Here is a 25,964-nt window from a genome sequence, read left to right as displayed (position 1 = left end):
GGGCGGACATCGCTGTCCGCCCTTTTATTCCATACAACAAGCCATTTATACGGCCGACACGTCCAGCTCAGCGCCCGTGGCCTCTTGCACTTGTTCCTTGGTCACGCCCGGCGCCAGTTCCACCAGCTTCAGGCCGTTTTCCGTCACGTCGATGACGCCCAGGTCGCTGATGATGACGTCGACCACGCCCACGCCCGTCAGCGGCAAGTCGCACTGCTTCAGCAGCTTGTGCGACGTCGTGCCATCCTTGGCCGTGGCCACGTGCTCCATCAGCACGACGACGCGCTTGACGCCGGCGACCAGGTCCATCGCGCCGCCCATGCCCTTGACCATCTTGCCTGGAATCATCCAGTTCGCCAGGTCGCCCTTTTCCGACACTTGCATGGCGCCCAGGATGGCCAGGTTGATCTTGCCGCCACGAATCATGCCAAACGAGTCGGCCGAGCTGAAGTAGGCTGCGCCCGGCAAGGCCGTCACCGTCTGCTTGCCAGCGTTGATCAGGTCGGCATCGACCTCATCGTCCGTGGGGAACGGGCCGATGCCCAGCAAGCCGTTTTCCGACTGCAGGAACACTTCGATATTCTCCGGCACATAGTTCGCCACCAGGGTCGGCAAGCCGATGCCCAGGTTCACATAAAAGCCATCCTGCAATTCTTTCGCCGCGCGCGCGGCCATTTCATCTCTAGTCCAAGCCATGATGTTCTCCGTATTCTTTTTTATGCTTCAGTGCGCACGGTGCGCTGCTCGATGCGTTTTTCCGGGTTCGCGTTGACCACGATGCGGTGCACGAAGATGCTCGGCGTGTGGACCTGGTCCGGGTCGATCTCGCCCACTTCGACCAGTTTTTCCACTTCGACGATGGTGATCTTGCCGGCCATGGCCACGTTCGGGTTGAAATTGCGCGCCGTCTTTCGATAGACCAAATTGCCCGCGCGGTCGGCCATGTAGGCTTTCACCAGCGACACATCGGCCACCAGGCTGCGTTCCATCACGTATTGCTCGCCGTCGAATTCGCGCAGCTCCTTGCCGTCGGCAACGATGGTACCCACGCCCGTCTTGGTGAAGAAGGCGGGAATGCCGGCGCCGCCGGCACGCAGTTTCTCGGCCAGGGTGCCTTGCGGGGTGAATTCCAGTTCCAGCTCGCCGGCCAGGTACTGGCGCGCGAATTCCTTGTTTTCGCCCACATAGGAGGCGATCATTTTCTTGATCTGGCGCGTGGTCAGCAGCTGGCCCAGGCCGAAGCCATCCACGCCGGCGTTATTCGAAATGGCCGTCAGGCCCGTCACGCCCGAATCGCGCAAGGCGCCGATCAGGGCTTCGGGAATGCCGCACAGGCCGAAGCCGCCGACGGCGATGGTCTGACCATCTTGGACGATACCGGCCAGCGCCGAAGCGGCGTCAGGATAAACTTTATTCATGGGTGTCCCTCTATCTTTTGTTAAGCTTTGGTCTTGAGTCCATGACTCAGGCAGCGACTCAGCATAAAATACGCGAGTGGAAAGTACAATACCGTAGAACTACCGGCGCCGTGCCCGCAATCCCCCTGTGAGAGTGATACGTATCAGATGAACGCCGCGTCAGCCATCGATTATGAAAGCATCTTCCTGCACGCGCCCGTGGGCATGTGCATGTCGGAAAACCGCATCATGCGCAGCTGCAACGAAGCGCTGGCAGCCATGTTCGGCTATGCGCGCGCCCAGCTGGACGACCAGTCGTTCGAAGTACTCTACCCCACGCACGATGAATTCCTGCGCACGGGTGACCGCATCATCCCCATCATGAACGCCAAGGGACGCTATTCGGACGAGCGCATCATGCGCCGCAGTAATGGTGAATTGTTCTGGTGCCACGTCACGGGCCACGCCATGCTGGCCGCACAGCCGCTGGGGCCGGGCATCTGGACGTTCGAGGATGTCAGCGAGAAACGTCCCGTGACGGCGGAGCTGACCCCGCGCGAGCGCGAAATCGCCGCCCTGCTGGTCGAAGGCAAGACCAGCAAGGTCATCGCCCGCCAGATCGACCTCAGCCCCCGCACGGTGGAAATGCACCGTGCCAAGCTGATGCGCAAGTTCGCCGCTTCGACCTCGTCCGAGCTGGTGCACAAGCTGGTGGGACTGCAGCTGCAGCGCTAGGGCTGCAGCGCAAGCCGGTGCCTTAGAAGGTACTCATTCCACCGTCTGCAGAAATGATGGCGCCATTGATGAAATGCGAATCCTCGCCCGCCAGCAACAGCAGCAGGCCGTCGAGGTCTTCCGGTTTGCCCGGACGTTTATTCGGCAGCATTTCGATCAATTTCTTGCCCTGCTCTGTGGCAAAGTAATCTTCGTTGATTTCCGTGGAAATATAGCCGGGGCAGATGGCGTTCGTGTTGATGCCGTACTTGCCCCACTCCACGGCCATGGCGCGCGTCATATGCACCATGCCCGCCTTGCTCATGCAGTACACGCCGATCTGCGGCAGCACCTGCAAGCCTGCCATCGAGGCGATATTGATGATGCGGTGCTGTTTCTTCGGGTCGCCCTTGGCGCGCGCGATCATGCGCTTGGCCGTTTGCTGGGCCACGAAGAACGATCCGCGCAGGTTGGTGTCCATCACGAACGAGTAATCTTCGGGCGTGACGTCGACCAGGCGTTGCGTGGTGGAGACACCGGAATTGTTGACGAGGATATCGATGGGGCCCGCTTCCGTTTCCGCATGCGCGATGGCCGATTTGATGCTGGCGAAATCGGTCACGTCGAGCGACACCACGTGCGCGGCGCCGCCATCCGCTTCGATCTCGGCGCGCAATTCCTTCAGGCGTTCGGTGCGGCGCGACGCCAGCACGACCTGTGCGCCAGCCTGGGCCAGCACTTTCGCAAAGCGCGCGCCGAGGCCGCTCGATGCGCCGGTAATCAGGGCAATCTTGCCCTCGAAATTGACTTCTATGCCCACGAGCTACTCCTGTTTTATTTTAGACAACACTTTACGCCGTGCCACTGGCACAGGGGCAAAATACCCTGCATCGCACTTGAGCAAAGGTAAACGCCATCATTACACAAAATGGCCGGATTTAGATTGCGGCGAGGGGCAATGTCACGCAAAATGGCGCCAAAGTTGCAATCCTCGCCAAAAACAAGCACACTCGTGCTTAAATTTCCCCGATGATGCTTTATTCCCTATCCTTGCTACCTAATTGAGTGACTATAAATCGAGACCATGACACAGCCTAATAACTTAGTTGAACAGTACGGACCGCGCGAAACCATGGAGTATGACGTGGTGATCGTCGGCGGTGGCCCCGCAGGCTTGGCCGCGGCGATCCGCCTGAAGCAGCTGGCCGCTGAAAAGAGCCAGGAAGTGTCCGTCTGCGTGCTGGAAAAAGGCGGCGAACTGGGCGCGCATATCCTGTCGGGCGCCATCATGGACCCGAAAGCGCTGACGGAACTGATTCCAAACTGGAAAGAACTGGGCGCGCCCCTGAACACGGAAGTGACGGAAGACCGCATCCTGTTCCTGACCGAAACCAAAGCGTATAAAACGCCAGGCTTCGCCGTGCCGGCCTGCTTTGAAAACCACGGCAACTACATCGTCTCGCTGGGCAATGTGGTGCGCTGGATGGGCCAGCAGGCGGAAAACCTGGGCGTGGAAATCTTCCCCGGCTTCCCTGCCGCGGAAATCCTCTACAACGACGACGGCTCCGTGAAAGGCGTGGCGACCGGCAACATGGGCGTCAAGCGCGACGGTGAGCCGGGCCCCGACTTCCAGCTGGGCATGGAATTGCACGCCAAGTACACCCTGTTCGCCGAAGGCGCGCGCGGCCACCTGGGCAAGCAATTGATGGCCAAGTATGACTTGAACGCCGGCAAGGATCCCCAATCCTACGGCATCGGCATCAAGGAATTGTGGGAAATCGACCCGGCCCAGCACAAGCCCGGCCTGGTGATCCACTCGAGCGGCTGGCCGCTGGACACGAAAACCTATGGCGGCTCCTTCCTGTACCACCTGGAAAACAACCAGGTCATGGTGGGGTATGTGGTCGGCTTGAACTACGAAAACCCCTATCTGTCCCCGTACGAGGAATTCCAGCGCTACAAGACGCATCCGGAAATCCGCAAGTTCTTCGAAGGCGGCAAGCGCATCTCGTACGGCGCGCGGGCGATTGCGGCCGGCGGCCTGCAATCGCTGCCGAAACTGGTATTTGCCGGCGGCGCGCTGATCGGCTGCGATGCGGGCTTCCTGAACATGAGCCGCATCAAGGGCAGCCACGCGGCCATCAAGAGCGGCATGCTGGCGGCGGACGCGGCCTTCTGCGCGCTGGGCGAACAGCGCCAGCACGATGAACTGACGAGCTACCCTGTCGCCTTTGAAAAATCGTGGCTGCATGAAGAACTGCATGTGGCGCGCAACGTCAAGCCATGGCTGTCGAAAGGCCTGTACCTGGGCAGCCTGATGACGGGCATCGACCAGCTGATCTTCCGCGGCAAGGCGCCATGGACCCTGCACCACTCGCATGGCGACCACGAATGCCTGAAACCGGCCGCCCAGTCGAAAAAGATCGTGTATCCGAAACCCGATGGCAAGCTGACCTTCGACAAGATGTCGTCCGTGTTCATCTCGAACACGAACCACGCGGAAGACCAGCCGATCCACCTGACGCTGAAGAATGCCAGCGTGCCCGTCGACGTCAACCTGGCCACGTATGCGGGTCCGGAAGCCCGTTACTGTCCCGCCGGCGTGTACGAGTTCGTGAAGAACGACGACGGCGCCGAACGCCTGCAGATCAATGCGCAGAACTGCGTGCACTGTAAAACCTGCGACATCAAGGATCCAACGCAGAACATCGTGTGGGTGACACCGGAAGGCGGCGGCGGGCCGAACTATCCGAACATGTAAGTTTCCCGCACGCCCCGGCTTCTTCGCCGGGGCGTTTTTCATACGGCCGCGATAAATTTCCTATTGGAAATTTTCCCATCGCTTCCCGCGCCAGTTACAATTCCCGCCACGGCAGCGGCCGACCTGGCCGGACAGCCGCATATCGCATCACCCTCCCGCAACTTCACCGTCACAAAGAGCAATGTAGTGCAAATCACAACAGAAGCCAATTACACAGGCACCCTGCAAGATCATCCCCTCTCCGCCCACTTTACCGTGCTCGGCTATGCCGATGGCGCCAGCAGCACCTTGCCGCCGCAGTTTTTCCGCGACTGGCTCGACCAGGAGCCGGGCTTTGGCCATTTCTTCATCGGCCGCTGCTCCGGTTTCGGCGTCGGTTCGCAAGTGAAATACGACAGCGGCAAGCAAAACCTGTGCGTGGGGCGCTTTGTCGCCGGCGGCGCGCGCCTGCGCTTCGTGCTGAATGGCCAGCATGAAATGCGCACGATATCTACCTATATGCTCGGCGTGCTGGGCGGCGGCCTGAAATCGGCCGAGCCACCGCAGTACGACGACACCGTTATCAAGAACGATGTCTGGATCGGCGATGAAGTCATGGTGTTGGGCGGCAGCGTGATTGAAAACGGCTGCGTCATCGGCGCGCGGGCGCTGCTGCCGCCCAATTTCCGCTCCGAGCCCTACGGGATATATGCGGGCTCGCCGGCGCGCCTGCTGCGCTACCGCTTTTCCGAAAAGGTGCGCGCCGGGCTGGTGGAACTGGCCTGGTGGGAAATGCCGCTGGCCTGGATACGCGCCAACAATGCCATGTTCATGGAAGACCTTTCCACGGATGAGGCAAAAGCGCTGCTGGTCATCGACATCCTGAAGACCAGCCGCAAGCAATGGGAACAGGAGCACGGCGCCATCGCCGTGTGAAGCCGCCGCCGGGGCGGCACTGCCATTCGCACAATATTTTCCGGTGCGCTGTGGCTTTGCGGGCACGCCGCTGCCAGCGGCGCATCGCCACGCAATAAAATTCCCATGGGAAAGTTTCTATTCCCCTCCCCAACAGTTACAATTCCAGCTGACCTTACTTTTCCCACTTGCCATGACCGATAGCGCCACCACTGAGATGCCTCTCGACAACGACCTGCAAGCAGCGCTTGCAGCGCACCAGGGGGGGCTGCTGGAGCAGGCAGAAGAACTGTACCTGGCTATTTTGCAGGCCCAGCCTTATCACGCCATCGCCAATCACAACATGGGCTTGCTGGCGGGACAGGTTGGCCAATTCAAGGCCGGCCTGCCATACCTGCACAAGGCGCTGTCGGTGAATCCGGACGAAGGCCAGTTCTGGCTCTCGTACGCGGACGGTTTGCTGAAAGCGGGCGAGCGTGAGCAGGCGCTGGAAATCGTCAACGAAGCGATCACCCGGGGGCTGGACAACGAACAGTCGCAAACGCTGCGCAAGCGCGTGGAAACGGCGATTGCCGCCGCGCCGGACGCACAGGAAATCCAGGCCGTCATCGACCTGTACCAGGCCGGCCGCCATGCCGAGCTGGAAGCGGCCAGCCGCGACCTGACGCAGCGCTACCCGCTCTCCGACTTTGCCTGGAGCGTGCTGGGCACCGCGCTGCAACAGCAGGGCAAGGATGCGCTGCAGGCATGGCAACGCACCGTGGAACTGGCGCCGCATGACGCCGAAGCGCATGGCAACCTGGGCACCGCCTGCCAGGCGCGCGGCATGCACGAGGAGGCCGTCGCCAGTTATACGCGCGCGCTGCAGCTGAATCCGGACTTTGTCGAAGCTTATGGCAATCTGGCCGTGACCTTGCAGTCGCTGGGCCAGCTGGAGCAGGCCGAACAGGCTTACCGGCAGGCGCTGGCGCTGCGCCCCGACTATGCCAAGGCCCACTTCAATCTTGGCAATACGTTAAAGGCCATGCAGCGCAATGACGACGCCATCGCCAGCTACAAGGCGGCGCTGGCTCTGCTGCCCGGCGACGCGGAAGTCTACCTCAATCTCGGCAACGCCCAGCAAGACCTGAAACAATGGCAAGCCGCCATTTTCAGTTACCGCGCCGTGCTGCAGCTGGCGCCGCATAACACCGCCGTGCATGCCAACCTGGCCAGCGCGCTGCATGAAGCGGACGACTTCAAGGGCGCAGCAGCCAGCTACCGGCGCGCCATCGAGGCGACGCCGAACGAAGCCATGCTGTACAACAACCTGGCCCGCGCGCTGCAATCGCAGGGCCACGTCAGCGATGCCATCGCCGCCTATGAACAGGCACTGGCCATCGATGGCAACTTCGTGCAGGCGCTGAGCAGCCTGGGATTGCTGCAATGCCAGGAAAAAAATTATGCGTCGGCCATCGCCTTGTGCCAGCGCGCGCAGCTTCTGCAACCCGGCGATGCCCAGGCCTGCGGCCAGCTGGCCATCGTCTACGGCGCCGCCGAAGAGCAGGACAATGCTCTGCTGTACTTCCAGCGCGCGATCGACCTGGCGCCCGGCAGCGCCCTCGCCTACAACCAGCTGGGTGATTATTACAACACCATCCGCCGCTATGCCTTGGCCGTCGAAGCCTATCACGGCGCGACCGAGCGCGAACCGGACAACGACGAGGTACACAACAATCTCGGCGTGGCGCTGCAGGCACTGCAGCGCTACGACGAAGCCCATGCCGCCTATCTGCGCGCGCTGGAACTCAACCCGAAGAACGTCTCGGCCATGTGCAACCTGGGCTCCGTGTTCCAGGCGCAAAAAAACTATGGGCAGGCGCAGACACACTACCAGGCGGCAGTTGCGCTCGACCCCACGTACGAGCGCGCCCACTTCGCGCTCGGCAACTGCCACGCACTGACCAATGCGCCAACTGCGGCGCTGGAATGCTACCGCGCGGCACTGGCCCTGAATCCCGACTTCCGCGACGCCTATGTCAACATCAGCGCCACCCTGAGCAATCTCGGCCGCATCGATGAAGCCATCGAAACCTGCCGCGCCGGCCTGAAAGTGTGCCCGCTGTGGGAGACCCTGTTCAGCAACTACCTGTTCCTGCTGTCGCACAGCGCCAAGCTCGATGCGGCCACCCTGTTTGCCGAGCATCTGCGCTTTAGCGATACGTTCGAGACGCATGTGGCGAAAAGTGTCAAGGAGCACGGCAATGCGCGCGACCCGCTGCGCACCCTGAAAGTGGGCCTGGTCTCGGGCGACCTGCACAACCATCCCGTGCCACATTTCATCATCCCGGTGCTGGAGAATATCCGCGCCGAAGCGGGACTGTTGCTGCATGCCTACCATAACAATGCGCAGGATGACCACGTCACGCAGCGCTTGCGCGAAGTCATCCCCCACTGGCGCCAGGTCGAGCAGATGACCGACCTCGAACTGGCGCAGCAGATCCGCGACGACGGCATCGACATCCTGATCGACCTGTCGGGCCACACGGGCAAGAACCGCCTGCTGGTCTTTGCCAGCAAGCCGGCCCCCATCCAGGCCAGCTGGATCGGCTATCCGCTGACGACGGGCCTGCGCGCCATGGATTATTACCTGACCGATCCCTATTTCGCGCCGGACGGCATACTCGACAGTCAATTCACGGAAAAGCTGGTCCTGCTGCCGGCCTGCTCGCCGTTCCTGCCATCGGAATATGCACCCGGCATCCACCCTGCTCCCGCGCTGGCGAATGGCTACCTCACCTTCGGCAGCTTCAACCGCCTCAGCAAGATCAACCGCCAGGTCATCGCGCGCTGGTCCATGCTGCTGCGCGCCATTCCGGATGCCCGCATGCTGATCGCGGCCATGCCCACTTCCACGCCGTATCCGCTGCTGATGGACTGGTTCGAGGAAGAAGGCATCGCGCCGGAACGCCTGACCTTCGAGGGCCGCACGGGCATGACGCAGTTCATGGCCATGCACCATCGCGTCGATATCTGCCTCGACACTTTCCCGTACGGCGGCGGCACGACGACCTTCCACGCGCTGTGGATGGGCGTGCCCACCCTGACGACGGCTGGCGCCACCATGCCCAGCCGCGCCGGCACGTCGATCCTGCTGCAGGTGGGACTGGAAGAATTCATCGCCAAGGATGACGACGACTATGTACGCAAGGCACAGGCCATGGCGGCCAACCCGATGCTGCTGGGCGCCTACCGCTACAGCATGCGCCACCGCCTGGAACAATCGGCCATGGGCAACCCCAAGCTGATTACGGAAGGCCTGGAAAACAGCCTGCGCATCATGTGGCAGCGCTGGTGCGAAGGCTTGCCGCCCGTCTCGTTCGAGGCCCCCGTGGCCATCCCCAACCCGCCGATTGGACTCGCATGAGCACGCAAAACAAGAAACCCGTGTATGTCACGCAGCCGCTGCTGCCTGACTTGCAGGACTTCCTGCCCTATCTGGAAACCATCTGGGAAAACAAGATCCTGACGAATGGCGGCCCGTTCCACCAGCAACTCGAACAGGCATTGTGCGACTACCTGGGCGTGAAATACATCAGCCTGTTCGCCAATGGCACCCTGGCGCTGATGACGGCGCTGCAGGCGCTGCGCATCAACGGTGAAGTCATCACCACGCCGTATTCGTTTGTCGCCACCGCGCACTCGCTGCTGTGGAACAGCATCAAGCCCGTGTTCGTCGATATCGATCCGGACAGCCTGAACCTCGACCCGGCCAAGATCGAGGCCGCCATCACGCCGCAAACCACCGCCATCATGCCGGTGCACTGCTACGGCCGGCCATGCGACGTCGCCGCCATTGAAAAGATCGCCGACAACTACAACCTCAAGGTGATCTATGACGCGGCACACGCGTTCGGCGTGCGCCACCAGGGAAGTAGTGTGCTCAACCATGGCGACCTGTCCGTCCTCAGTTTTCACGCCACGAAGGTCTTCAACACCTTCGAAGGCGGCGCCATCATCTCGCCGGACGCCAAGACCAAGCAGCGCATCGACCACCTGAAAAATTTCGGCTTCGTCGACGAAGTCACGGTGGTGGCGCCTGGCATCAACGGCAAGATGAGCGAAATCAACGCCGCCTTCGGCCTGCTGCAGCTGAAAAATATCGATGCGGCACTGGCCCAGCGCAAGGAAATCGATGCGCGCTACCGGCGCAACCTGGCGCCCGTGCATGGCATCGACTGCCTGCAGCCGGCGCTGGACGCCACCACCAATCACGCATACTTCCCCATCCTCGTGCGGCCGGAATTTCCGCTGAGCCGCGACGCGCTGTTTGCCATACTGCGCGAAAACAATATCTATGCGCGGCGCTATTTCTACCCGCTCATCAGTGACTTCCCCATGTACCGCGGCATGCCATCGGCGGCGCCCGCCAACCTGCCCGTGGCCCGCAGAGCGGCGGAGCAGGTGATTTGCCTGCCCCTGTACCCGACCCTGGAAACGGCGCAGATCGACGCCATCAGCGACCTCATCGCCATGCACGGGGCGCCAGCGGCGCTGCTGAAAACAGCATGAGAGTGGCCATCATGCAGCCGTATTTCCTGCCGTACATTGGCTATTACCAGCTGATCGCGGCGGCCGACCTGTTCATCGTGTACGACAACATCAAGTACACGAAGAAAGGCTGGATCAACCGCAACCGCATGCTGCTCAACGGGCAAGACGCGACCTTCAGCGTGCCGCTGAAAAACGGCTCGGACCAGCTGCACATCGGCGAGCGCGAGGTCTCGCCCCAGTTTGACGGGGAAAAGCTGCTGAACCAGCTGAAGGCGGCGTATGCGCGCGCGCCGCACTTCCAGGACATCTTCCCGCTGCTCGAAGCGGTGGTGCGCCACCCTGCCGCCAACCTGTTCGACTTCCTGCTGCACAGCCTGCAAGCGACCTGCCGCCAGCTGGGCATCGACACGCCCCTGGTGCGCTCGTCCGGCATTGCCATCGATCATGCGCTCAAGAGCCAGGACAAGGTGCTGGCCCTGTGCCAGGCGGTGGGTGCGCAGCGCTACATCAATGCATCCGGCGGCCAGGAGCTGTACCAGGCGGAGGCTTTCCAGGCCCGCGGCATCGTCCTGGAATTCATCCAGCCGCGCCCGGCGAGCTATGCGCAGTTCGGCGGCGAATTCGTGCCGTGGCTGTCGATCGTCGATGCCATGATGTTCAATGCCCCGCAAACATTGCAACTTGCCATCCAGAATCAGTATGATGTCATTCATCCGCCTGCCTGACAGCGGCAGCGCGCAAGCATCAGCCCATGACGACCTCTAACCATGCCCGTGCAGGCATCCACGCCACGCCAGCCGTGGACGCGCCCGGCGCAAGCAAGGAATAACAATGATTCAATCCTCCCCACGCGAAGCGCCCTTCCGCTGGAAAAAACTCGGCAAGGTATTCACGCCCCAGGCCGTCGAAGGACGGCCCTGGCTGAAGGAATTTGCCCAGGCGCCCGCCACGCTCGTGTTCGACGACTACGTGCGCGTGTACTTCTCGTGCCGCCCTGGTCCCGACGCGCAGGGCCAGTACGTCAGCTATTCAGCCTTTGTCGATCTCGAACGCAGCGACCTGTTCAAGATACGCCGGGTCAGCGAGCAGCCGATTCTCGCCCTGGGCGGCCTGGGCGAGTTTGATGAATTCGGCACCTATCCTGTCTCCGTGATCCGCGACGGCGGCCAGGTGCGCGCCTATTACGCGGGCTGGACGCGCTGCGAATCCGTGCCCTTCAACGTGGCCATCGGCGGCGCCGTCAGCGACGACGACGGCGTCACCTTCAGCAAGCTGGGCAAAGGTCCCGTGCTGCCCTACACGCCCGACGAGCCATTCGTCCTCAGCGGACCGAAGATCCGCCGTTTCGGCGACCTCTGGTACCTCTGGTATATCGCGGGCAGCAACTGGAAGATGGTCGATGGCCGCGCCGAGCCTGTCTACAAGATCCGTATGGCCACCTCCGACGACGGGCTGCACTGGAACAAGGTCAACCGCGACCTGATCGACAGCCGCGTCGAGGCCGACGAGGCGCAGGCCAGCCCCGACGTGTTTTATGCGAATGGCAAGTACCACATGTTCTTTTGCTATCGCTACAGCGGCAATTACCGCGGCAAGGAATTTGGCTACCGCATCGGCTACGCTTCCAGCAGCAACCTGCTCGACTGGGTGCGCGACGACAGCAAGGCGGGCATCGACGTGGCAGAGGAAGGCTGGGATGCTGAAATGATCAGCTATCCACATGTCTTCGAGCTCGACGGCAGCATCTACATGGCTTACCTGGGCGACCAGGTGGGCCGCCACGGTTTCGGCCTGGCCGTATTGGAAGGAAACCTCGCATGAGCAAGACCCTGCAGTGGAAAAAGCTGGGCCATATCTTCGATCCCGCCGAACACGTCCTGCCAAATGGCTGCCAGCACTTCGCCCAGTCGCCGCAGGCGCTGGTCTTCGACGACTTCGTGCGCATCTATTTCTCGACCCGCGCGGTGGACCCGGTGAACGGCAAGTACCTGAGCCATATCGCCTTCGTCGACATGCAAAAGGACTTGCGCACCGTCATTGGGGTGGCGCAGCAGCCCGTCATCGCCCTGGGCGCCCTGGGCTGCTTCGATGAACACGGCATTTTCCCCATGAGCGTCATGCGCCATGGCGACGCCGTGTATGGCTACACCTGCGGCTGGAACCGGCGCGTTTCCGTGTCCGTGGATACCGCCATCGGACTGGCCATCAGCCATGACGATGGCCTCACGTTCGAACGCATCGGCCCAGGCCCCGTGCTGGGCCCGTCCCTGCACGAACCCTGCCTGGTCGGCGATGGCTTCGTCAAGCGCATCGGCGACGTGTTCCACATGTGGTACATCTTCGGCACGGGCTGGCGCCGCTACAGCGCCGACAGCGCGCCCGACCGCACCTACAAGATCGGCCATGCCGTCTCCAGCGACGGCATCAACTGGACCAAGGAAGAGGCACGCCAGATCATCAGCGACCGGCTCGGCGCCGACGAAAGCCAGGCCCTGCCCACAGTGGTGACGATCGACGGGCGCCACCACATGTTCTTCTGCTATCGCCAATCGTCGGATTTCCGCGTCAACAGCGGGCGCGGCTACCGCATCGGCCATGCCTGGTCCGACGACCTGGTCAACTGGACGCGCGACGACGAGCAACCGGCGCTGCACGGCACTGATGGCGCATGGGACAGCGACATGCAATGCTATCCGCACGTGTTCGAATGCGACGGCGCAGTCTACCTGCTCTACAACGGCAACCAGTTCGGCCGCCACGGCTTCGGCCTGGCCGTGCTGGAACAATGATGCCAGTGCTCGACTACCGGCACGGGCAGGCGGGTGAAGACGCGCTGCTGGCGCACTTCCTGGCCTGCGATGCCGGTTTTTTGGCCGCCTTGCGCGCGCGCACGGAGTTGGTCGCCTACGTCAGCAAGCTGCATGCGCGGGCACTGCGCTACGAGGCGTGGTCGGGTCCGCGCCTGGCGGGCTTGCTGGCCGCCTACCAACACGACGCGTCGGCAACCGTCCACATCAGCAATGTCAGCGTACTCGGCGACTTTTGGCGCCTGGGCATCGCGGGCCGCCTGCTGGAACTGTGCCTGGAAAAGGCGCGCCGCGATGGCATGCGGCACGCCTCCCTGGAAGTGGCCGGCGACAACCATGCCGCACTTGCCCTGTATGGCGCAGCGGGGTTCCTGCCGGCCGGCCCGGCGGAAGGCACGATGCTGCGCATGCAGCTACAACTAATTCACCCATAGCGAGACCGCCATGACCAATACACGTGATTACAATCAAGAAATGATCGACAGCCAGGCCAGGAAATATGCCTACGGCTTCGATTTCGATGTCATGCATCCCTATATGCTGACGTCGTTCCAGCCTTTTTTCCGCCCTGGCAGCCTGCTTGAACTGGGCAGCTTCAAGGGCGACCTGACGCGGCGCCTGGCCAGCCACTTCGACGACATCACCTGCGTCGAGGCGTCCGAAGTGGCCGCCGCGGAGGCACGCGCGAAACTGGGCACGGCGGCGCAGATCATCGTCTCGCGCTTCGAACAGGCCGTCCTGCCGCGCAAATATGACAATATCGTGCTCACGCACGTGCTGGAACATATCGATGATCCCGTTGCGGTGCTCAAGCGCATCAATGACGAATGGCTGGCCGACGGCGGCAGTTTTTTCCTCGTCTGCCCCAACGCGAATGCGCCGTCGCGCCAGATCGCCGTCAAAATGGGCTTGATCAGCCACAATACGGCCGTCACGCCGGCCGAGGCCGAACATGGCCACCGCTGCACCTACACGCTCGATACCCTGGAACGCGATGCGCGCGCCGCTGGCCTGAACGTGGTGCACCGCTCCGGCATCTTCTTCAAGGCCCTGGCCAATTTCCAATGGGATCGCTTGCTGCAGACAGACATCATTTCTCCCGCGTACCTGGATGGCTGTTATCAATTAGGCCAGCAATATCCGGATTTATGCTCGAGTATTTTCCTGCTCTGCACGCGCGGCCCCACGGCGCCGGCACCAGCGGTTTGAGCAGTCAGTCGATATGCGGGGAAAAAATAAAAATATTTCCTCATTGCATTTAATAAGTGCCGCGGCCCGGTCGTCTTGTACTGATAGGAGCAGCTAAAAGTCGCTCCTCACCGCAACCACCCAATTAGGAATGACACCATGCTGAGCCTTCACACCAACGCTGCCTCCCTGTCGGCACAAAATTCGATCACGAACACCCAATCCAAACTGTCGACTTCGATGACGCGCCTGAGCACCGGCTTCCGCATCAACTCGGCCATGGACGATGCTGCCGGCCTGCAGATCGCAACCCGCCTGAAAGCACAAACCAGCGGCATGACCGTTGCGATGAACAACACGCAAAACAGCACCTCGCTGCTGCAAACGGCTGAAGGCGCGTTCGCCGAAGTGACCAACATGCTGGTACGCATGAAAGACTTGGCAACCCAGGCAGCCGATGCCTCGTCGACCGCCAACGACAAGACCGCCATGCAAGCTGAATACAATGCATTGGGCCAGGAACTGTACAACGTCATGACCAACACCACGTTCGGCGGCACCAAGCTGCTGGGCGACGGTTCGGCTGCTACGGCTGGCACGCTGTCGGCATCGATGACGTTCCAGATCGGCGCCAGCTCGACCGAAAAAATGAGCTTCGACGTTTCCGGCAACCTGACCTCGCTGAACGCAGCTCTGACGGGCCTGAGCACCAACTTCGCCGCTGCCGCATCGACCGGCGCCACGGAACTGACCGCCACCGCCAACGCCACCATCGGCAAGCTGGCCGCCGCCATCGACAGCGTCAGCACCGTGCGTTCGGCACTGGGCGCGACGGCTAACCGTCTGGACCACGTCAACACCAACTTGTCGAACATCGCCACCAACACCAAAGCCGCTACCGGCCGCATCATGGACACCGACTTCGCTACCGAAAGCTCGAACATGACGTCGTCGCAAATGCTGCTGCAAGCTGGCACCGCGATGCTGAAACAAAGCAACAGCATGTCCTCGATGGTCATGTCCCTGCTGCAATAATATGGACTTGGCCGCTCGCGGCCAGACTCTCGAAGCCAGACTCCGGTCTGGCTTTTTTTTCGTGCGCAGCTGGCGCAAGCATGCCGCAACACGGGCGAAACAGGGCGGCGGAGCAAGAAATGGCATTTATTTCAAAAAATTTCCTTAAAGCATTTAATTAAGGTGGCGGCACGGTCGTCTTGTACTGATAGGAGCAGCTAAAAGTCGCTCCTCACCGCAACCACCCAATTAGGAATGACACCATGCTGAGCCTTCACACCAACGCTGCCTCCCTGTCGGCACAAAATTCGATCACGAACACCCAATCCAAACTGTCGACTTCGATGACGCGCCTGAGCACCGGCTTCCGCATCAACTCGGCAATGGACGATGCTGCCGGCCTGCAGATCGCAACCCGCCTGAAAGCACAAACCAGCGGCATGACCGTTGCAATGAACAACACGCAAAACAGCACCTCGCTGCTGCAAACGGCTGAAGGCGCGTTCGCCGAAGTGACCAACATGCTGGTACGCATGAAAGACTTGGCCACCCAGGCAGCCGATGCCTCGTCGACCGCCAACGACAAGACCGCCATGCAAGCTGAATACAATGCATTGGGCCAGGAACTGTACAACGTCATGACCAACACCACGTTCGGCGGCACCAAGCTGCTGGGCAACGGCGCAGCCGGCAATGGCACGCTGTCGGCTTCGATGACGTTCCAGATCGGCGCCAGCTCGACCGAAAAAATGAGCTTTGACGTCTCCGCCAATCTGAGCGCGCTGAATACCGCCCTGAGCGGCTTGAGCACGAACTTCTCGTCGGCAGGCACGACGACTTCCACGGAACTGACCGCTTCCGCCAATGCCACCATCGGCCTGCTGGCTACCGCCATCGACAGCGTCAGCACCGTGCGTTCGGCACTGGGCGCGACGGCTAACCGTCTGGACCACGTCAACACCAACTTGTCGAACATCGCCACCAACACCAAAGCCGCTACCGGCCGCATCATGGACACCGACTTCGCTACCGAAAGCTCGAACATGACGTCGTCGCAAATGCTGCTGCAAGCTGGCACCGCGATGCTGAAACAAAGCAACAGCATGTCCTCGATGGTCATGTCCCTGCTGCAATAATAGTGACTTGGCCGCTCGCGGCCAGTCTCTCGAAGCCAGACTCCGGTCTGGCTTTTTTTTCGCCTGCCGTGTCTGGCATTTCCCGCATATTGAACTAAATTGCCATCACGTTTAACGATGTTGCCGGCATAGTCGCCTATACAAGGTAGAACACCGAACAATCGCCTACTGGAGCCGCCGCGTGCTGAGCATTCATACCAATACTGCCGCACTGTCAGCCCAGCGGGCCATGGGCTGGGCCCAGCAAATGCTGTCGACGTCGATGACGCGCCTCTCCACCGGTTTTCGCATCAACTCGGCCATGGACGATGCGGCAGGCTTGCAGATCGCCACCAGGCTGAGCGCCCAGACCAGCGGCATGGCCGTGGCCATGCGCAACACGCAAAACAGTACTTCCCTGCTGCAGACGGCCGAAGGCGCGTTTGGCGAAGTCACCAGCATGCTGGTGCGCATGAAGGATCTGGCCACCCAGGCAGCGGACGCCTCGTCGAACCAGAAGGACCGCGAGGCCATGCAAGGCGAATACGATGCGCTGGGCGCCGAGCTGTACAACGTGATGACGAACACGCGCTACGGCGGCACTTTATTGCTGGGCAACGGCAGCGCCGGCAAGGGCGCCCTGTCGCAAGCCATGACGTTCCAGATCGGCGCCACCGGCAGCGAGACCATGCAGTTCAACGTGTCGGGCGACATGGCCGGCCTGGATGCGGCCCTGCAGGCGATCTCCGTCAATTTCGCGCCAGGCGCCACAGCCGGCAGCGAATTTGCCAGCAACAGCAGCGCCAACGGCATGATCGACATGCTGGCGGCGGCCGTCGACAAGGTCGGCAGCGTGCGCTCGGCGCTGGGCGCCACCGCGAACCGGCTCGGACACGTCTACAACAACCTATCGAACATGATCACCAATACCAGGGCCGCCATCGGCCGCATCATGGATGTCGACTACGCGGCCGAAAGCGCCAACATGACCTCGGCGCAAATGCTGCTGCAAGCGAGCACGGCCATGCTCAAGCAAAGCCAGAGCATGAGCAAGCTGATTCTTTCTTTACTACAATAGTGACTGGCAGGGCGAGATGGCGGATCGGATGAATATGTATCAGCAGGAAGCAATGGCATGGCGATAGACCGCATCTCATCGGGCAACCCGGTGCCCCTGATTACCCAGCGCTTCGACGTCAGCCCCGCGACGCCGATGGTGCCGGGCGTGGTCCAGCCGCTGGTGCCCATCGGCCCCTACATGGCGCCAGCGCCCGACGCCGGCACCCTGCCCGCCCAGCTGCAACAGAAGGGACAGGACAGCCTGGCATCCCTCATCAAGCCCAATGCCGATGGCACGGGCGGCGCCATGCCGCGCGACAGCAGCGCCATGCAGGTCAATCAACTGTTCTTCACGCGCCAGCTGGTCTGGCAACCGCCCGACGCGGCGCAGCTGGCCGCCTCGTGGCGCGTGATGGTCAAGACGTATGGCGAGCAATATGCGGCCCTGCAGGAGCAGGCGCGCGGCCAGCACGTGCCGGGCAACCTGTTCATGGCCGAGCAGCAACCGGCCCTGCTGCGCGAAGGCGCCCGCCCGCCCTTGAGCGTCGACAGCGAAGCATGGCGCTTCGCCGTATATGGCTGGGGCGGCCAGCGCCTGCTGCTGCGCGTGCTGGCCAGCGACGAAGACGAAGATGCAACGCCCAGGCGGCGCGGCAAGGTGGCGCTGCGCGTCGAACTGATCATCATCGGCATCGGCCGGGTCGTGATCCAGATGGAGCCGGCCGGCGACGGCGTACTGCTGGAACTGGCCGCCGACGAGGAAGCCGCATTGCGCCATTTGCGCCTGGCCCTGCCCGAGATCGCCGACGCCGTGCGGCGCGCGGGCCTGCGCGTGGTGCGCTGCCGCCTGAACCGCCAGCTGCATGCGCAGCGCGTGCACGGCAACTACCCGATGCAGGCGGGCGCCGCCTCGCTGTCGCTGGCACTGTTCCGCGCCATGGCCGAAGTGGCGCTGCTGCTGACGCAGCCGGAAGCGGAAGCGGCGGCCAATCCCGATGCGCCCGCCGCCAGCGAAGCCGCGGCGGCGGCCGAAGAGGAAACCATCGCCGTCTCGAAGGAAGTGGCGGCGCCGCTCGGTTACGACTATGGCGACGACGAAGAGACGGCGCAAGGCGGCACCGTACTGCTGCTGGCCGACGGCCAGGAGCACGACCTGCTGCCGCCCATCGACGAACAGGATTGACGCAACAGAATTGATACAGCAAAAAAACGGCGCCCGAAGCGCCGTTTTTCTTTTCATTTCACCGTCCTATCCCACCGTGCCGATGATGCTCACTTCGCGGTTTTCCGGGATTTCGTTGTATGACAGCACATGCAGGCCAGGCGCGAACAGGCGCGCATAGCGGGCCAGCAGCGGACGGATCTGCGGCAGCACCAGCAGCAGCGGCGGCGTGGCCTGCTGCTTCATCTGTTCGCGCGCCACCGGCATGTTCACTTGCAGCTGCGACAGCAGATGCGGGTCGATCGGATAGTTATCCAGGGTCACCTTGCCCGACTGGCGTGCCTGGTTCAGGGAGCCCAGCAGCATGTTTTCCAGCTCGCCGCCCAGGTTAAAAGCCTGCATTTCCATCTTCTGGCCAAACAGCCCGCTGACGATCTGGCGCCGCAGCGCGCAGCGCACTTCGGCCGCCAGCAGGATCGGGTCCTTGGTCGTTTCCGAGCTGTCGAGCAAGGTGGTGGCGATGGGCACGATATCTTTCAGCGACACATTTTCCGCCAGCAAGACGCGGAACACGCGCAGCAGCTGCGTGTGCGTCAGCGCCTTGTCCAGCGCGCCAGCCAGTTTCGGCGACAGGGCCGTCAGGCGCTCCATCATATTCGAGACGTCTTCGTGGCGGAACAGTTCAGGCAGGTATTCGCGCACCATCTTCGACAAGTGCGTGGCGATCACGCTGGGCGCCTCGATGACCTGGTAGCCGAGGCCCAGCGCATGCGCCTTCTCACCCGGTTCGATCCACGTGACGGGCATGCCGTAGGCCGGCTCGATGCCGGGAATGCCGTCCAGCTGGCCATACACATTCGGCGACGGGATCGCCATCAGGCGGTCGGCCTGCACTTCCGCCTGCGCCACCACGGTGCCCGACAGCACGATGGCGTATTGCGACGGCTTCAGGGCCAGGTCGTCGCGCACGCCGATATTCGGCAGCAGCAAGCCCATCGCCTCGGACAGGCTCTGGCGCACGCCCTTGACGCGCTTGTTCAGCGGTTCGCCTTGCGTTTTATCCACCATGCCAACCAGCTTGTAGCCGAGCATCACCATCAAGGGCTGCACGGCAGGCAGTTGCTGCCACTCCAGTTCGGCCGGACGCTCGTCGCGCAAGGCTGCCTCGATGGCGGCCATGCCGGCCGCGTCGGGTCCTTTCACGCGCTTGGTCAGGCGCCAGGCAACAAAAGCCAGCACGCCGGCAAAGGTCATGAACATAAACCATGGCATGCCCGGAATCAGGGCCAGCGCCACCATCATGCCGGCCGCGCTGTAGATTACCGTTGGCGACGTCAGCACCTGGCCTGCCACTTGCTGTTCGAAGTCGCCCGAATCGCTGATGCGGGTCACCAGGATGGCGGCCGCGGCCGACAGCAGCAGCGCCGGAATCTGCGCCACCAGGCCATCACCGATGGTCAAGAGTGCGTATTGACGGAAGGCATCGCCAAACGACAGGTCGTGCATCAGCGAGCCGATGGCCACGCCACCCACCATGTTGATGATCAGAATCAGGATACTGGCGACGGCATCACCGCGCACGAACTTCGACGCACCGTCCATGGCGCCATAGAAATCCGCTTCGGCGGCCACGTCCTTGCGGCGGATCTGGGCTTTTTCCTGGTTGATCAAGCCGGCGTTCAGGTCGGCGTCGATGGCCATCTGCTTGCCGGGCAAGGCATCGAGGGTAAAGCGCGCGGACACTTCGGAGATACGCTCGGCGCCCTTGGTGACGACGGCGAAGTTGATGATCATCAAGATCACGAAGACCACGATACCGACGACGAAGTTACCGCCGATCACGACGTTACCAAATGCCTCGATCACCTTACCGGCCGCATCCGCGCCCGTATGGCCGTGCAGCAGCACCACGCGCGTCGACGCCACATTCAAGGTCAGCCTGAGCATGGTGGTGGCCAGGATCACCGTCGGGAAGACGGAGAAATCGAGCGGCCGCTTGGCCGACACGCTGACGAGGATGACGATCAGTGCCAGCACGATATTGAAAGTGAACAAGATATCGAGCAGCACCGGCGGCAGCGGCAAGATGATCATTGCCAGGATCACCAGCAGGAACAGCGGCGTGGCGAACTTGTGGCGGCGCATTTCAGCAACCACTCGGTTCAGGAAATTCATGGCGGTACGACCTCGCTCAGATGAGATGGCACGGCCATCTCGGTGGGTAATACGGGCTGGGCAGCACGCTGCCCGGACCGGAATGCTTTCAATTGCAGGATGTAGTTCAGCACCTGCGACACGGCCTGGTACAGCTGCACGGGAATCTGCTGCTGCACCTGGCTGGTGTTGTAGATGGCGCGCGCCAGCGGCGGCAACTCCAGCGTTTCAATATGGTGCTCCTTCGCCACTTGCCGGATATACAGCGCCATCTCGTCGACGCCCTTGGCCACGACGAACGGCGCCTCGGCGCGGTCCTGGTCATACTTCAGCGCGACGGCGTAATGCTCGGGATTGACGATCACCACGTCGGCGTCGGGCACGGTCTTGCGCACGCTGCGCCGGCCGATCTGCTGCTGCAGCTGGCGGATGCGCTGGCGCACTTCGGGGCGGCCTTCGCTGCTTTTATGTTCTTCCTTGACATCCTGCTTGCTCATGCGCTGGTTGCGGGCAAAGAAAAACGCCTGCGCCGGCACGTCGATGATGGCAAACAGCACGAAGACGGAAATGAGCGCCATCAAGCCGTCGAGCATCAGCGCGGAACCATCGAGCATGGCCTGCTGCAGGGGCCGGTGCTGCAAGTCCACGTACTGCGTCAGGCTGGAGCGGCTCACATGCACCAGCACCATGCCCAGCACGACGGCCTTGGCGATGGACAAGCCGAATTCGAAAGCATGCTTGGGCGCAAACAGACGGCCCAGGTTCTTGGCGGGGCTCAGGCGCTCCATCTTCGGCATCCAGTTCTTCGTGCTGATGACCCAGCCGCCAGGAATCAATGAGCCAAGCACAACAAACAGGGGCACGCAAAACAGCGGCACGATCATCTTGATCAGCAAGCCCACCGATGTCGTAAACGCCATCGACATGGCATTTTCCAGCGCGCCCTTGCTGTCGAGCGGCATGAAGGCCATGGCGAACAGCTCGCGAAAGCTCAGCAGATAGCCCGGCAGCAGGTAAATGAAGACCTTCATGCTGATCAGGATGCCCAGCGCCGTCGACAGGTCGCGCGAACGCACCACCTGCCCTTCCTGGCGCGATTTCTTCAGCTTCTGCGCTGACGCCTTTTCTGTCTTGTCGCCCGTGCTGCTATCCGCCATGGGCCACCCGCATCTGTTCCTGGATCATGTCGAGCACGCGGTTGGTCATGGCGATGTAGTGCTCAGGAATAAAGCGCACGATCTGTATCAGCATCAGCAGGCCGAACATGGTGATCATGGAAAACCCCAGCGAAAACAGGTTCAGCGACGGCGCCACCCGGTTCAGGAAGCCAAAGCCCAGTTGCACCACCATGGTGGAAAAGACGATGGGCAAGGCCAGCAGCATGGCGGCGGCGAAGATCCACGCCACGTTATACGCCACCGTCTGCAGCAGCAGCGGCCCGTAGCCCTGCCCCACGGGCCAGGCCGTGAAACTGGCGCCGATCACGCCCGTCAGCACCAGGTGGCCGTCGATGGCGAAAAATACGATCATGCACATGATGGTGAGCAAACCCGTGATCACGTCCGACGAAGTGCCGTTAAGCGGATCGTTCATCACCGCCATGGAAAAGCCCACCTGGCTCGACACCAGGTAGCCGAGCACCGACATGACGGACATGGCGAAGTGGAAGGCCAGACCGAGGACGAAGCCGATGATGGCCTGCTCCAGGGTGGCGACGACGGCGTGCAGGGAAAACGGATCGATCTTCAGCAAGTCCTGCGACACGCCCGACGCCTGCATCACGGGCAGCATCAGGATCGCCAGCACCAGCGACAGCAGCACCCGCACGGGGACGGGCACCATGGCGTCGCCGATCACGGGCGAGGCGCTGAGCATGGCCAGGATGCGGCAGAACGGCCACCACACGGCCAGCAGAAACGGCAGCACCTGATTGAAAATCTGATCCATGGCGCGCGGCGCTATCCGACCAGGGTGGCGGCGCGCTGAAAAATGGACACGCAATAATCCATCAGGTAACCGGCCATCCAGCGTCCGGCCAGGATCAGGGCCAGCAAGGTGACCAGCAGGCGCGGCAGGAAACTCATGGTCTGTTCATTGATCGAGGTGGCCGCCTGCACCAGCGCGACCAGCAAGCCCATGAGCAAACCCGGTACGACCAGGATCACCACCAGCAGCATGACGACATGCAACGCTTCGATGATCAGGTCGACGGCGACTTCAGGGGTAAACATGGATCAATAGCCCTGTATGCTGGTAACTAAGGTGTTGACGGTCAGGGTCCAGCCATCGACCAGGACGAACAGCAGCAGCTTGAACGGCAGCGAAATGACCAGCGGCGACAGCATCATCATGCCCATCGCCATCAGCACGGACGCCACCACCAGATCGATGATGAGGAACGGGATGAACAGCATGCAGCCGATCTGGAACGCCGTCTTGAGTTCGGACAACACAAACGCGGCCAGCTTCACCGTGAAACTGTGGTCTTGCGGACGCATGCTCGACGGTTCGCCGGCCAGGTGGGCGATCTGCGCCAGCGCGGCCTTGCTCGTCTGCGCCAGCATGAAGCGCGAAATCGGCACTTCGGCGATCTTCAGGGCTTCCTGCATGCCGATCTGGTCGCGGTCGTACGGCACGAACGCTTCCTTCCACACCTGGTCGCCGATGGGGCGCATGACCAGCAGGGTGAGAATCAGGGCGATGCCGGTGACGATACGGTTGGGCAAGCCCTGCTGCAGGCCCAGGGCCTGGCGCAGCAGGGACAGCACGATGACGAAACGGGTAAAGCTGGTCATCATCATGACCATCACGGGCAGCAGCCCGAGCAGGGTCATGACGACCAGGATCTGCATCTTGACCGACAGGTCGGTCTTCGCGCCCGGCACCACGCCGGACAATAAATCCTGCGCCCCGGCGGCGGCGCAGCACAGCATCAGAACGGGAACAGCCAGCGCGGCAGCCAGCGCGCCGCGGCGCCGGCTCAAACCGGGTACCGCCAGCTTCATGCTGTCATCAGGTCGAGATTGAGGCCGTCGAGGTCGATGACTTTCAGGCCATAGTTCTCGCCGGCCACCACCACTTCGGCACGGCCGATCGGCGTGCCGTTGACCTTGATCACCAGCGGTTCGCCGGCCAGCATGTCGAGTTCGATCACGCTTTCAGGGCCGATGGCCATCAGCTCTTCGAGCGAGATGCGGGCCGAGCCCACTTCCAGGGTCAGGGTCACGGGAATCTTGCGCATCATCTGCGGAATGTCGCGCCGCGCGCGGCCGCTGGCCACGTCGGACACGTCGCTCTGGTCGATGATCATGTCATCGCCCAGGTCTTCCAGCAGGGTTTCGCTCTGGTTGGTATCGTTCAGATTCATATTATTCGACATCTTCAAATGAGGTTAAACAGAGCTTGCCCTTGTGTTCGGAAACAGCAGCTGTAAATAAACGGGAGTCGTCGAGCATGACGTCGGTACGGCTCAGGCTGACGGGAATCACGTCGCCCACGCGCAGGTCGAACAAGGCGCCCAGTTGCACCTGTTTGCTGACGAGCCGGCCTTCCAGCGTCACTTGCAGGCGCGAAGCGAGCGGGCGCACGCTGCCACGCAAGGCTTTCTTCGCTTGCGCGCGCTCGGGCAGCAAGCCGCGCAGCACGTCGGCCATCAGGCGCTTGTCCAGCGAGAACCAGAACTGGCCGCTCTGCCCCGCCTCGACGTCGCTGAGCGCCACGGTGACGATCCAGCTGCCGCGCGCCGGATGCACGCCAGACTGTACGGCGACCTCGGCACTGGTGTCGATGTCGCTGCTCTTGCCCAGGGTTTGCAGGTTCTTGTGGACGCGGGAAAACAAGCTGTTCACCAACTGTTGTCCCAGCACCACAGCGAGGCGCTCCTCCGTGGCCGTCACGCGCACCTGCGCCGGATCGGGCAGCGCACCCTTGGCGCCGGCACTACCATAGCGATAGTTCAGCACGCTCAAGAGTATCTGCCGTTCAAGGGCAAAGCCCGTCTGGCTGGCCGCCGTGGAAAAACTCAGCCAGCGGTTCACGCTGTCCTCGTTTTCCACGCGCGACAAGCTCACGCCATCGATCTGGAAGTTGCCCCAGTAGCGACGGCTCATCGGCTGGCGCAGGGCCACGGCCAGGTCGTCGCGCAGCTGGGCGCCGAATACATGCAGCAAATGGACAGGACGTCCAAGCAGACAAGAATCGAGGACTTGATGGCGCACAGTTTGATCTGTCTTAGTGGTTATCATGAGGGTCATGTCGTATTGCGGTGGCAGAACAAATTATACGGATCACCCGAAATTAAATACAGCATCATCTTGACCTTGCAAACCGATCCGCAAGCAAACGATTGCGCATCGTATCGCATGCTAGATGACTACGGTGCTGAACAATACATGAAAATGCTAAATATTGCCATGTATCAATATTCCTTGAGGCAATCCTCTCTTTACTTTATAGTTGCCCCGAGGTAAGCTTATAGCGACAAAATAGTGATTTGCAGTGCGCCATTCCGCTTACCTGATTCCGGTTTTTATGGCAGTTTCCAGTCCTTCTTATTGCCACCAGCAGAAACTTTTATCAGATAAATATTAGTTATCATGGCCATGTAAATCATGTTGGCGTGGGTTTGCTGGGTTTGTTTGAGTCTGCTTGAGCGGATGGTGTGGCAACTGATAAAACTGATGGGTCCTGAAATCGGGCCGGGCAAGATGGCATTGGATGTAATGCCTGCCGGAATGGCAACACCAGTAATTTCTGATTGATACGTCACCGCATATTGAAAGTAGAGGGCAAGATGAGCAACGAACTCGCAGGTCTGATCAAGGCCGATCTGGCAGCACTGAGCAATGACGCGCGCGCCCTGGGCGCCAGCATCGCGCCTGCCGCCCAGTTCGGCGCGCCGGAACAATCCGGCTTCTCCTTTGCGCAAAGCATGAAAGACGCCATCGGCAAGGTCAACGGCGATGACCGCATGGCCGCGCAAAAAATGAGCGACGTCGACAGCGGCAAGAGCGACGACATGGTCGGCGCCATGCTGGCCAGCCAGGAAGCGAGCCTGTCCTTCTCCATGTTGATGCAAGTGCGCAACAAGGTCATGGGCGCCGTCGACGAACTCATCAAACTGCCTCTGTAATCTTCACGTCCTGATCCACGCCCAGCCTCCCAGCG

Annotated in this window: 26 protein-coding genes; 15 read left to right on the top strand and 11 right to left on the bottom strand. The window is 61.6% G+C overall.

Features of this window, described 5'->3' with window-relative positions; genetic code table 11:
- Positions 1-45 precede the first annotated feature (45 nt).
- A complete protein-coding gene (locus CSQ92_RS04230) occupies positions 46-696 on the bottom strand; it encodes a CoA transferase subunit B (protein WP_070253603.1) in 651 nt (216 codons plus the stop codon).
- A gap of 20 nt (positions 697-716) precedes the next feature.
- Positions 717-1,418: a CoA transferase subunit A gene (locus CSQ92_RS04225; protein ID WP_034784215.1), complete on the bottom strand. Its 702-nt coding sequence runs from the start codon at positions 1,416-1,418 to the stop codon at positions 717-719.
- Between the two features lie 147 nt (positions 1,419-1,565).
- Here CSQ92_RS04225 and CSQ92_RS04220 point away from each other — a divergent pair, with 147 nt between their 5' ends.
- Positions 1,566-2,132 (top strand): LuxR C-terminal-related transcriptional regulator, encoded by a 567-nt coding sequence (locus tag CSQ92_RS04220; RefSeq protein WP_034784217.1) that lies wholly within the window; start codon positions 1,566-1,568, stop codon positions 2,130-2,132.
- A 22-nt stretch (positions 2,133-2,154) separates the two neighbouring features.
- Here CSQ92_RS04220 and CSQ92_RS04215 read toward each other — a convergent pair whose 3' ends face one another.
- Positions 2,155-2,931, bottom strand: coding sequence for an SDR family oxidoreductase (locus CSQ92_RS04215; protein WP_034752351.1), 777 nt, complete (start codon positions 2,929-2,931; stop codon positions 2,155-2,157).
- Positions 2,932-3,195: 264 nt separating this feature from the next.
- Here CSQ92_RS04215 and CSQ92_RS04210 point away from each other — a divergent pair, with 264 nt between their 5' ends.
- The 13 genes from CSQ92_RS04210 (at position 3,196) to CSQ92_RS04150 (ending at position 18,665) form a co-directional block, all read left to right on the top strand.
- Positions 3,196-4,872, top strand: a complete 1,677-nt coding sequence (locus CSQ92_RS04210) for an electron transfer flavoprotein-ubiquinone oxidoreductase (protein ID WP_180276929.1) — start codon at positions 3,196-3,198, stop codon at positions 4,870-4,872.
- Between the two features lie 186 nt (positions 4,873-5,058).
- Positions 5,059-5,787 carry an acetyltransferase gene (locus tag CSQ92_RS04205; protein WP_099393307.1) on the top strand — a complete coding sequence of 243 codons (729 nt, stop codon included), beginning with the start codon at positions 5,059-5,061 and terminating at the stop codon, positions 5,785-5,787.
- Between the two features lie 196 nt (positions 5,788-5,983).
- Positions 5,984-9,172, top strand: coding sequence for a tetratricopeptide repeat protein (locus CSQ92_RS04200; RefSeq protein ID WP_180276928.1), 3,189 nt, complete (start codon positions 5,984-5,986; stop codon positions 9,170-9,172).
- On the top strand, positions 9,169-10,317 hold the full coding sequence (gene vioA, locus CSQ92_RS04195) for a dTDP-4-amino-4,6-dideoxy-D-glucose aminotransferase VioA (RefSeq protein WP_092610873.1): 1,149 nt from the start codon (positions 9,169-9,171) through the stop codon (positions 10,315-10,317). The genes CSQ92_RS04200 and vioA overlap by 4 nt, the downstream gene beginning before the upstream one ends.
- The gene (locus CSQ92_RS04190; RefSeq protein WP_099393305.1) at positions 10,314-11,024 is read left to right on the top strand and encodes a WbqC family protein; all 711 of its coding nucleotides are present in this window, start codon (positions 10,314-10,316) and stop codon (positions 11,022-11,024) included. Before vioA ends, CSQ92_RS04190 begins: the two co-directional genes overlap by 4 nt.
- A 106-nt stretch (positions 11,025-11,130) precedes the next feature.
- Complete coding sequence (locus CSQ92_RS04185) at positions 11,131-12,120, top strand: glycosylase (RefSeq protein ID WP_070253613.1); 990 nt, start codon at positions 11,131-11,133, stop codon at positions 12,118-12,120.
- Positions 12,117-13,088 carry a hypothetical protein gene (locus CSQ92_RS04180; RefSeq protein ID WP_092610863.1) on the top strand — a complete coding sequence of 324 codons (972 nt, stop codon included), beginning with the start codon at positions 12,117-12,119 and terminating at the stop codon, positions 13,086-13,088. The genes CSQ92_RS04185 and CSQ92_RS04180 overlap by 4 nt, the downstream gene beginning before the upstream one ends.
- A complete protein-coding gene (locus tag CSQ92_RS04175) occupies positions 13,085-13,540 on the top strand; it encodes a GNAT family N-acetyltransferase (protein ID WP_180276927.1) in 456 nt (151 codons plus the stop codon). The genes CSQ92_RS04180 and CSQ92_RS04175 overlap by 4 nt, the downstream gene beginning before the upstream one ends.
- A gap of 10 nt (positions 13,541-13,550) precedes the next feature.
- Positions 13,551-14,315, top strand: a complete 765-nt coding sequence (locus tag CSQ92_RS04170) for a class I SAM-dependent methyltransferase (protein ID WP_034784226.1) — start codon at positions 13,551-13,553, stop codon at positions 14,313-14,315.
- A 138-nt stretch (positions 14,316-14,453) separates the two neighbouring features.
- Positions 14,454-15,329, top strand: a complete 876-nt coding sequence (locus CSQ92_RS04165) for a flagellin N-terminal helical domain-containing protein (protein ID WP_070253616.1) — start codon at positions 14,454-14,456, stop codon at positions 15,327-15,329.
- Positions 15,330-15,571: 242 nt separating this feature from the next.
- The gene (locus CSQ92_RS04160; protein WP_070253617.1) at positions 15,572-16,444 is read left to right on the top strand and encodes a flagellin N-terminal helical domain-containing protein; all 873 of its coding nucleotides are present in this window, start codon (positions 15,572-15,574) and stop codon (positions 16,442-16,444) included.
- Between the two features lie 181 nt (positions 16,445-16,625).
- Positions 16,626-17,501 (top strand): flagellin N-terminal helical domain-containing protein, encoded by an 876-nt coding sequence (locus CSQ92_RS04155; RefSeq protein WP_099393303.1) that lies wholly within the window; start codon positions 16,626-16,628, stop codon positions 17,499-17,501.
- Positions 17,502-17,558: 57 nt separating this feature from the next.
- Complete coding sequence (locus CSQ92_RS04150) at positions 17,559-18,665, top strand: hypothetical protein (RefSeq protein ID WP_176375379.1); 1,107 nt, start codon at positions 17,559-17,561, stop codon at positions 18,663-18,665.
- Positions 18,666-18,731: 66 nt separating this feature from the next.
- Here the strand turns inward: CSQ92_RS04150 and CSQ92_RS04145 are convergent, their stop codons facing one another.
- The 8 genes from CSQ92_RS04145 to CSQ92_RS28565 form a co-directional block, all read right to left on the bottom strand.
- Positions 18,732-20,819 (bottom strand): flagellar biosynthesis protein FlhA, encoded by a 2,088-nt coding sequence (locus CSQ92_RS04145; RefSeq protein ID WP_070253620.1) that lies wholly within the window; start codon positions 20,817-20,819, stop codon positions 18,732-18,734.
- On the bottom strand, positions 20,816-21,955 hold the full coding sequence (gene flhB / locus CSQ92_RS04140) for a flagellar type III secretion system protein FlhB (RefSeq protein WP_034787883.1): 1,140 nt from the start codon (positions 21,953-21,955) through the stop codon (positions 20,816-20,818). Before flhB ends, CSQ92_RS04145 begins: the two co-directional genes overlap by 4 nt.
- Positions 21,945-22,745 (bottom strand): flagellar biosynthetic protein FliR, encoded by an 801-nt coding sequence (locus CSQ92_RS04135; protein ID WP_070279214.1) that lies wholly within the window; start codon positions 22,743-22,745, stop codon positions 21,945-21,947. Before CSQ92_RS04135 ends, flhB begins: the two co-directional genes overlap by 11 nt.
- 11 nt (positions 22,746-22,756) lie before the next feature.
- Positions 22,757-23,029: a flagellar biosynthetic protein FliQ gene (locus CSQ92_RS04130; protein ID WP_034757874.1), complete on the bottom strand. Its 273-nt coding sequence runs from the start codon at positions 23,027-23,029 to the stop codon at positions 22,757-22,759.
- A gap of 3 nt (positions 23,030-23,032) precedes the next feature.
- On the bottom strand, positions 23,033-23,803 hold the full coding sequence (fliP, locus tag CSQ92_RS04125; protein WP_034787879.1) for a flagellar type III secretion system pore protein FliP: 771 nt from the start codon (positions 23,801-23,803) through the stop codon (positions 23,033-23,035).
- Positions 23,800-24,165 carry a FliM/FliN family flagellar motor switch protein gene (locus CSQ92_RS04120; RefSeq protein ID WP_034787877.1) on the bottom strand — a complete coding sequence of 122 codons (366 nt, stop codon included), beginning with the start codon at positions 24,163-24,165 and terminating at the stop codon, positions 23,800-23,802. Before CSQ92_RS04120 ends, fliP begins: the two co-directional genes overlap by 4 nt.
- Position 24,166: 1 nt before the next feature.
- Complete coding sequence (locus tag CSQ92_RS04115) at positions 24,167-24,967, bottom strand: FliM/FliN family flagellar motor switch protein (protein ID WP_034787875.1); 801 nt, start codon at positions 24,965-24,967, stop codon at positions 24,167-24,169.
- A 359-nt stretch (positions 24,968-25,326) separates the two neighbouring features.
- A complete protein-coding gene (locus tag CSQ92_RS28565; RefSeq protein WP_139144441.1) occupies positions 25,327-25,566 on the bottom strand; it encodes a hypothetical protein in 240 nt (79 codons plus the stop codon).
- A 24-nt stretch (positions 25,567-25,590) separates the two neighbouring features.
- On the opposite strand from CSQ92_RS28565, the gene CSQ92_RS04105 reads away from it, so the two are divergent.
- A complete protein-coding gene (locus CSQ92_RS04105; RefSeq protein ID WP_034787870.1) occupies positions 25,591-25,929 on the top strand; it encodes a flagellar hook-basal body complex protein FliE in 339 nt (112 codons plus the stop codon).
- The last annotated feature ends 35 nt before the right edge of the window (positions 25,930-25,964 follow it).

This window comes from Janthinobacterium sp. BJB446 (assembly GCF_002735655.1).
GTDB lineage: Bacteria > Pseudomonadota > Gammaproteobacteria > Burkholderiales > Burkholderiaceae_D > Janthinobacterium > Janthinobacterium lividum.
Note: the sequence above shows the minus strand (reverse complement) of the source record. Positions and strands in the feature narration are given on the sequence as shown.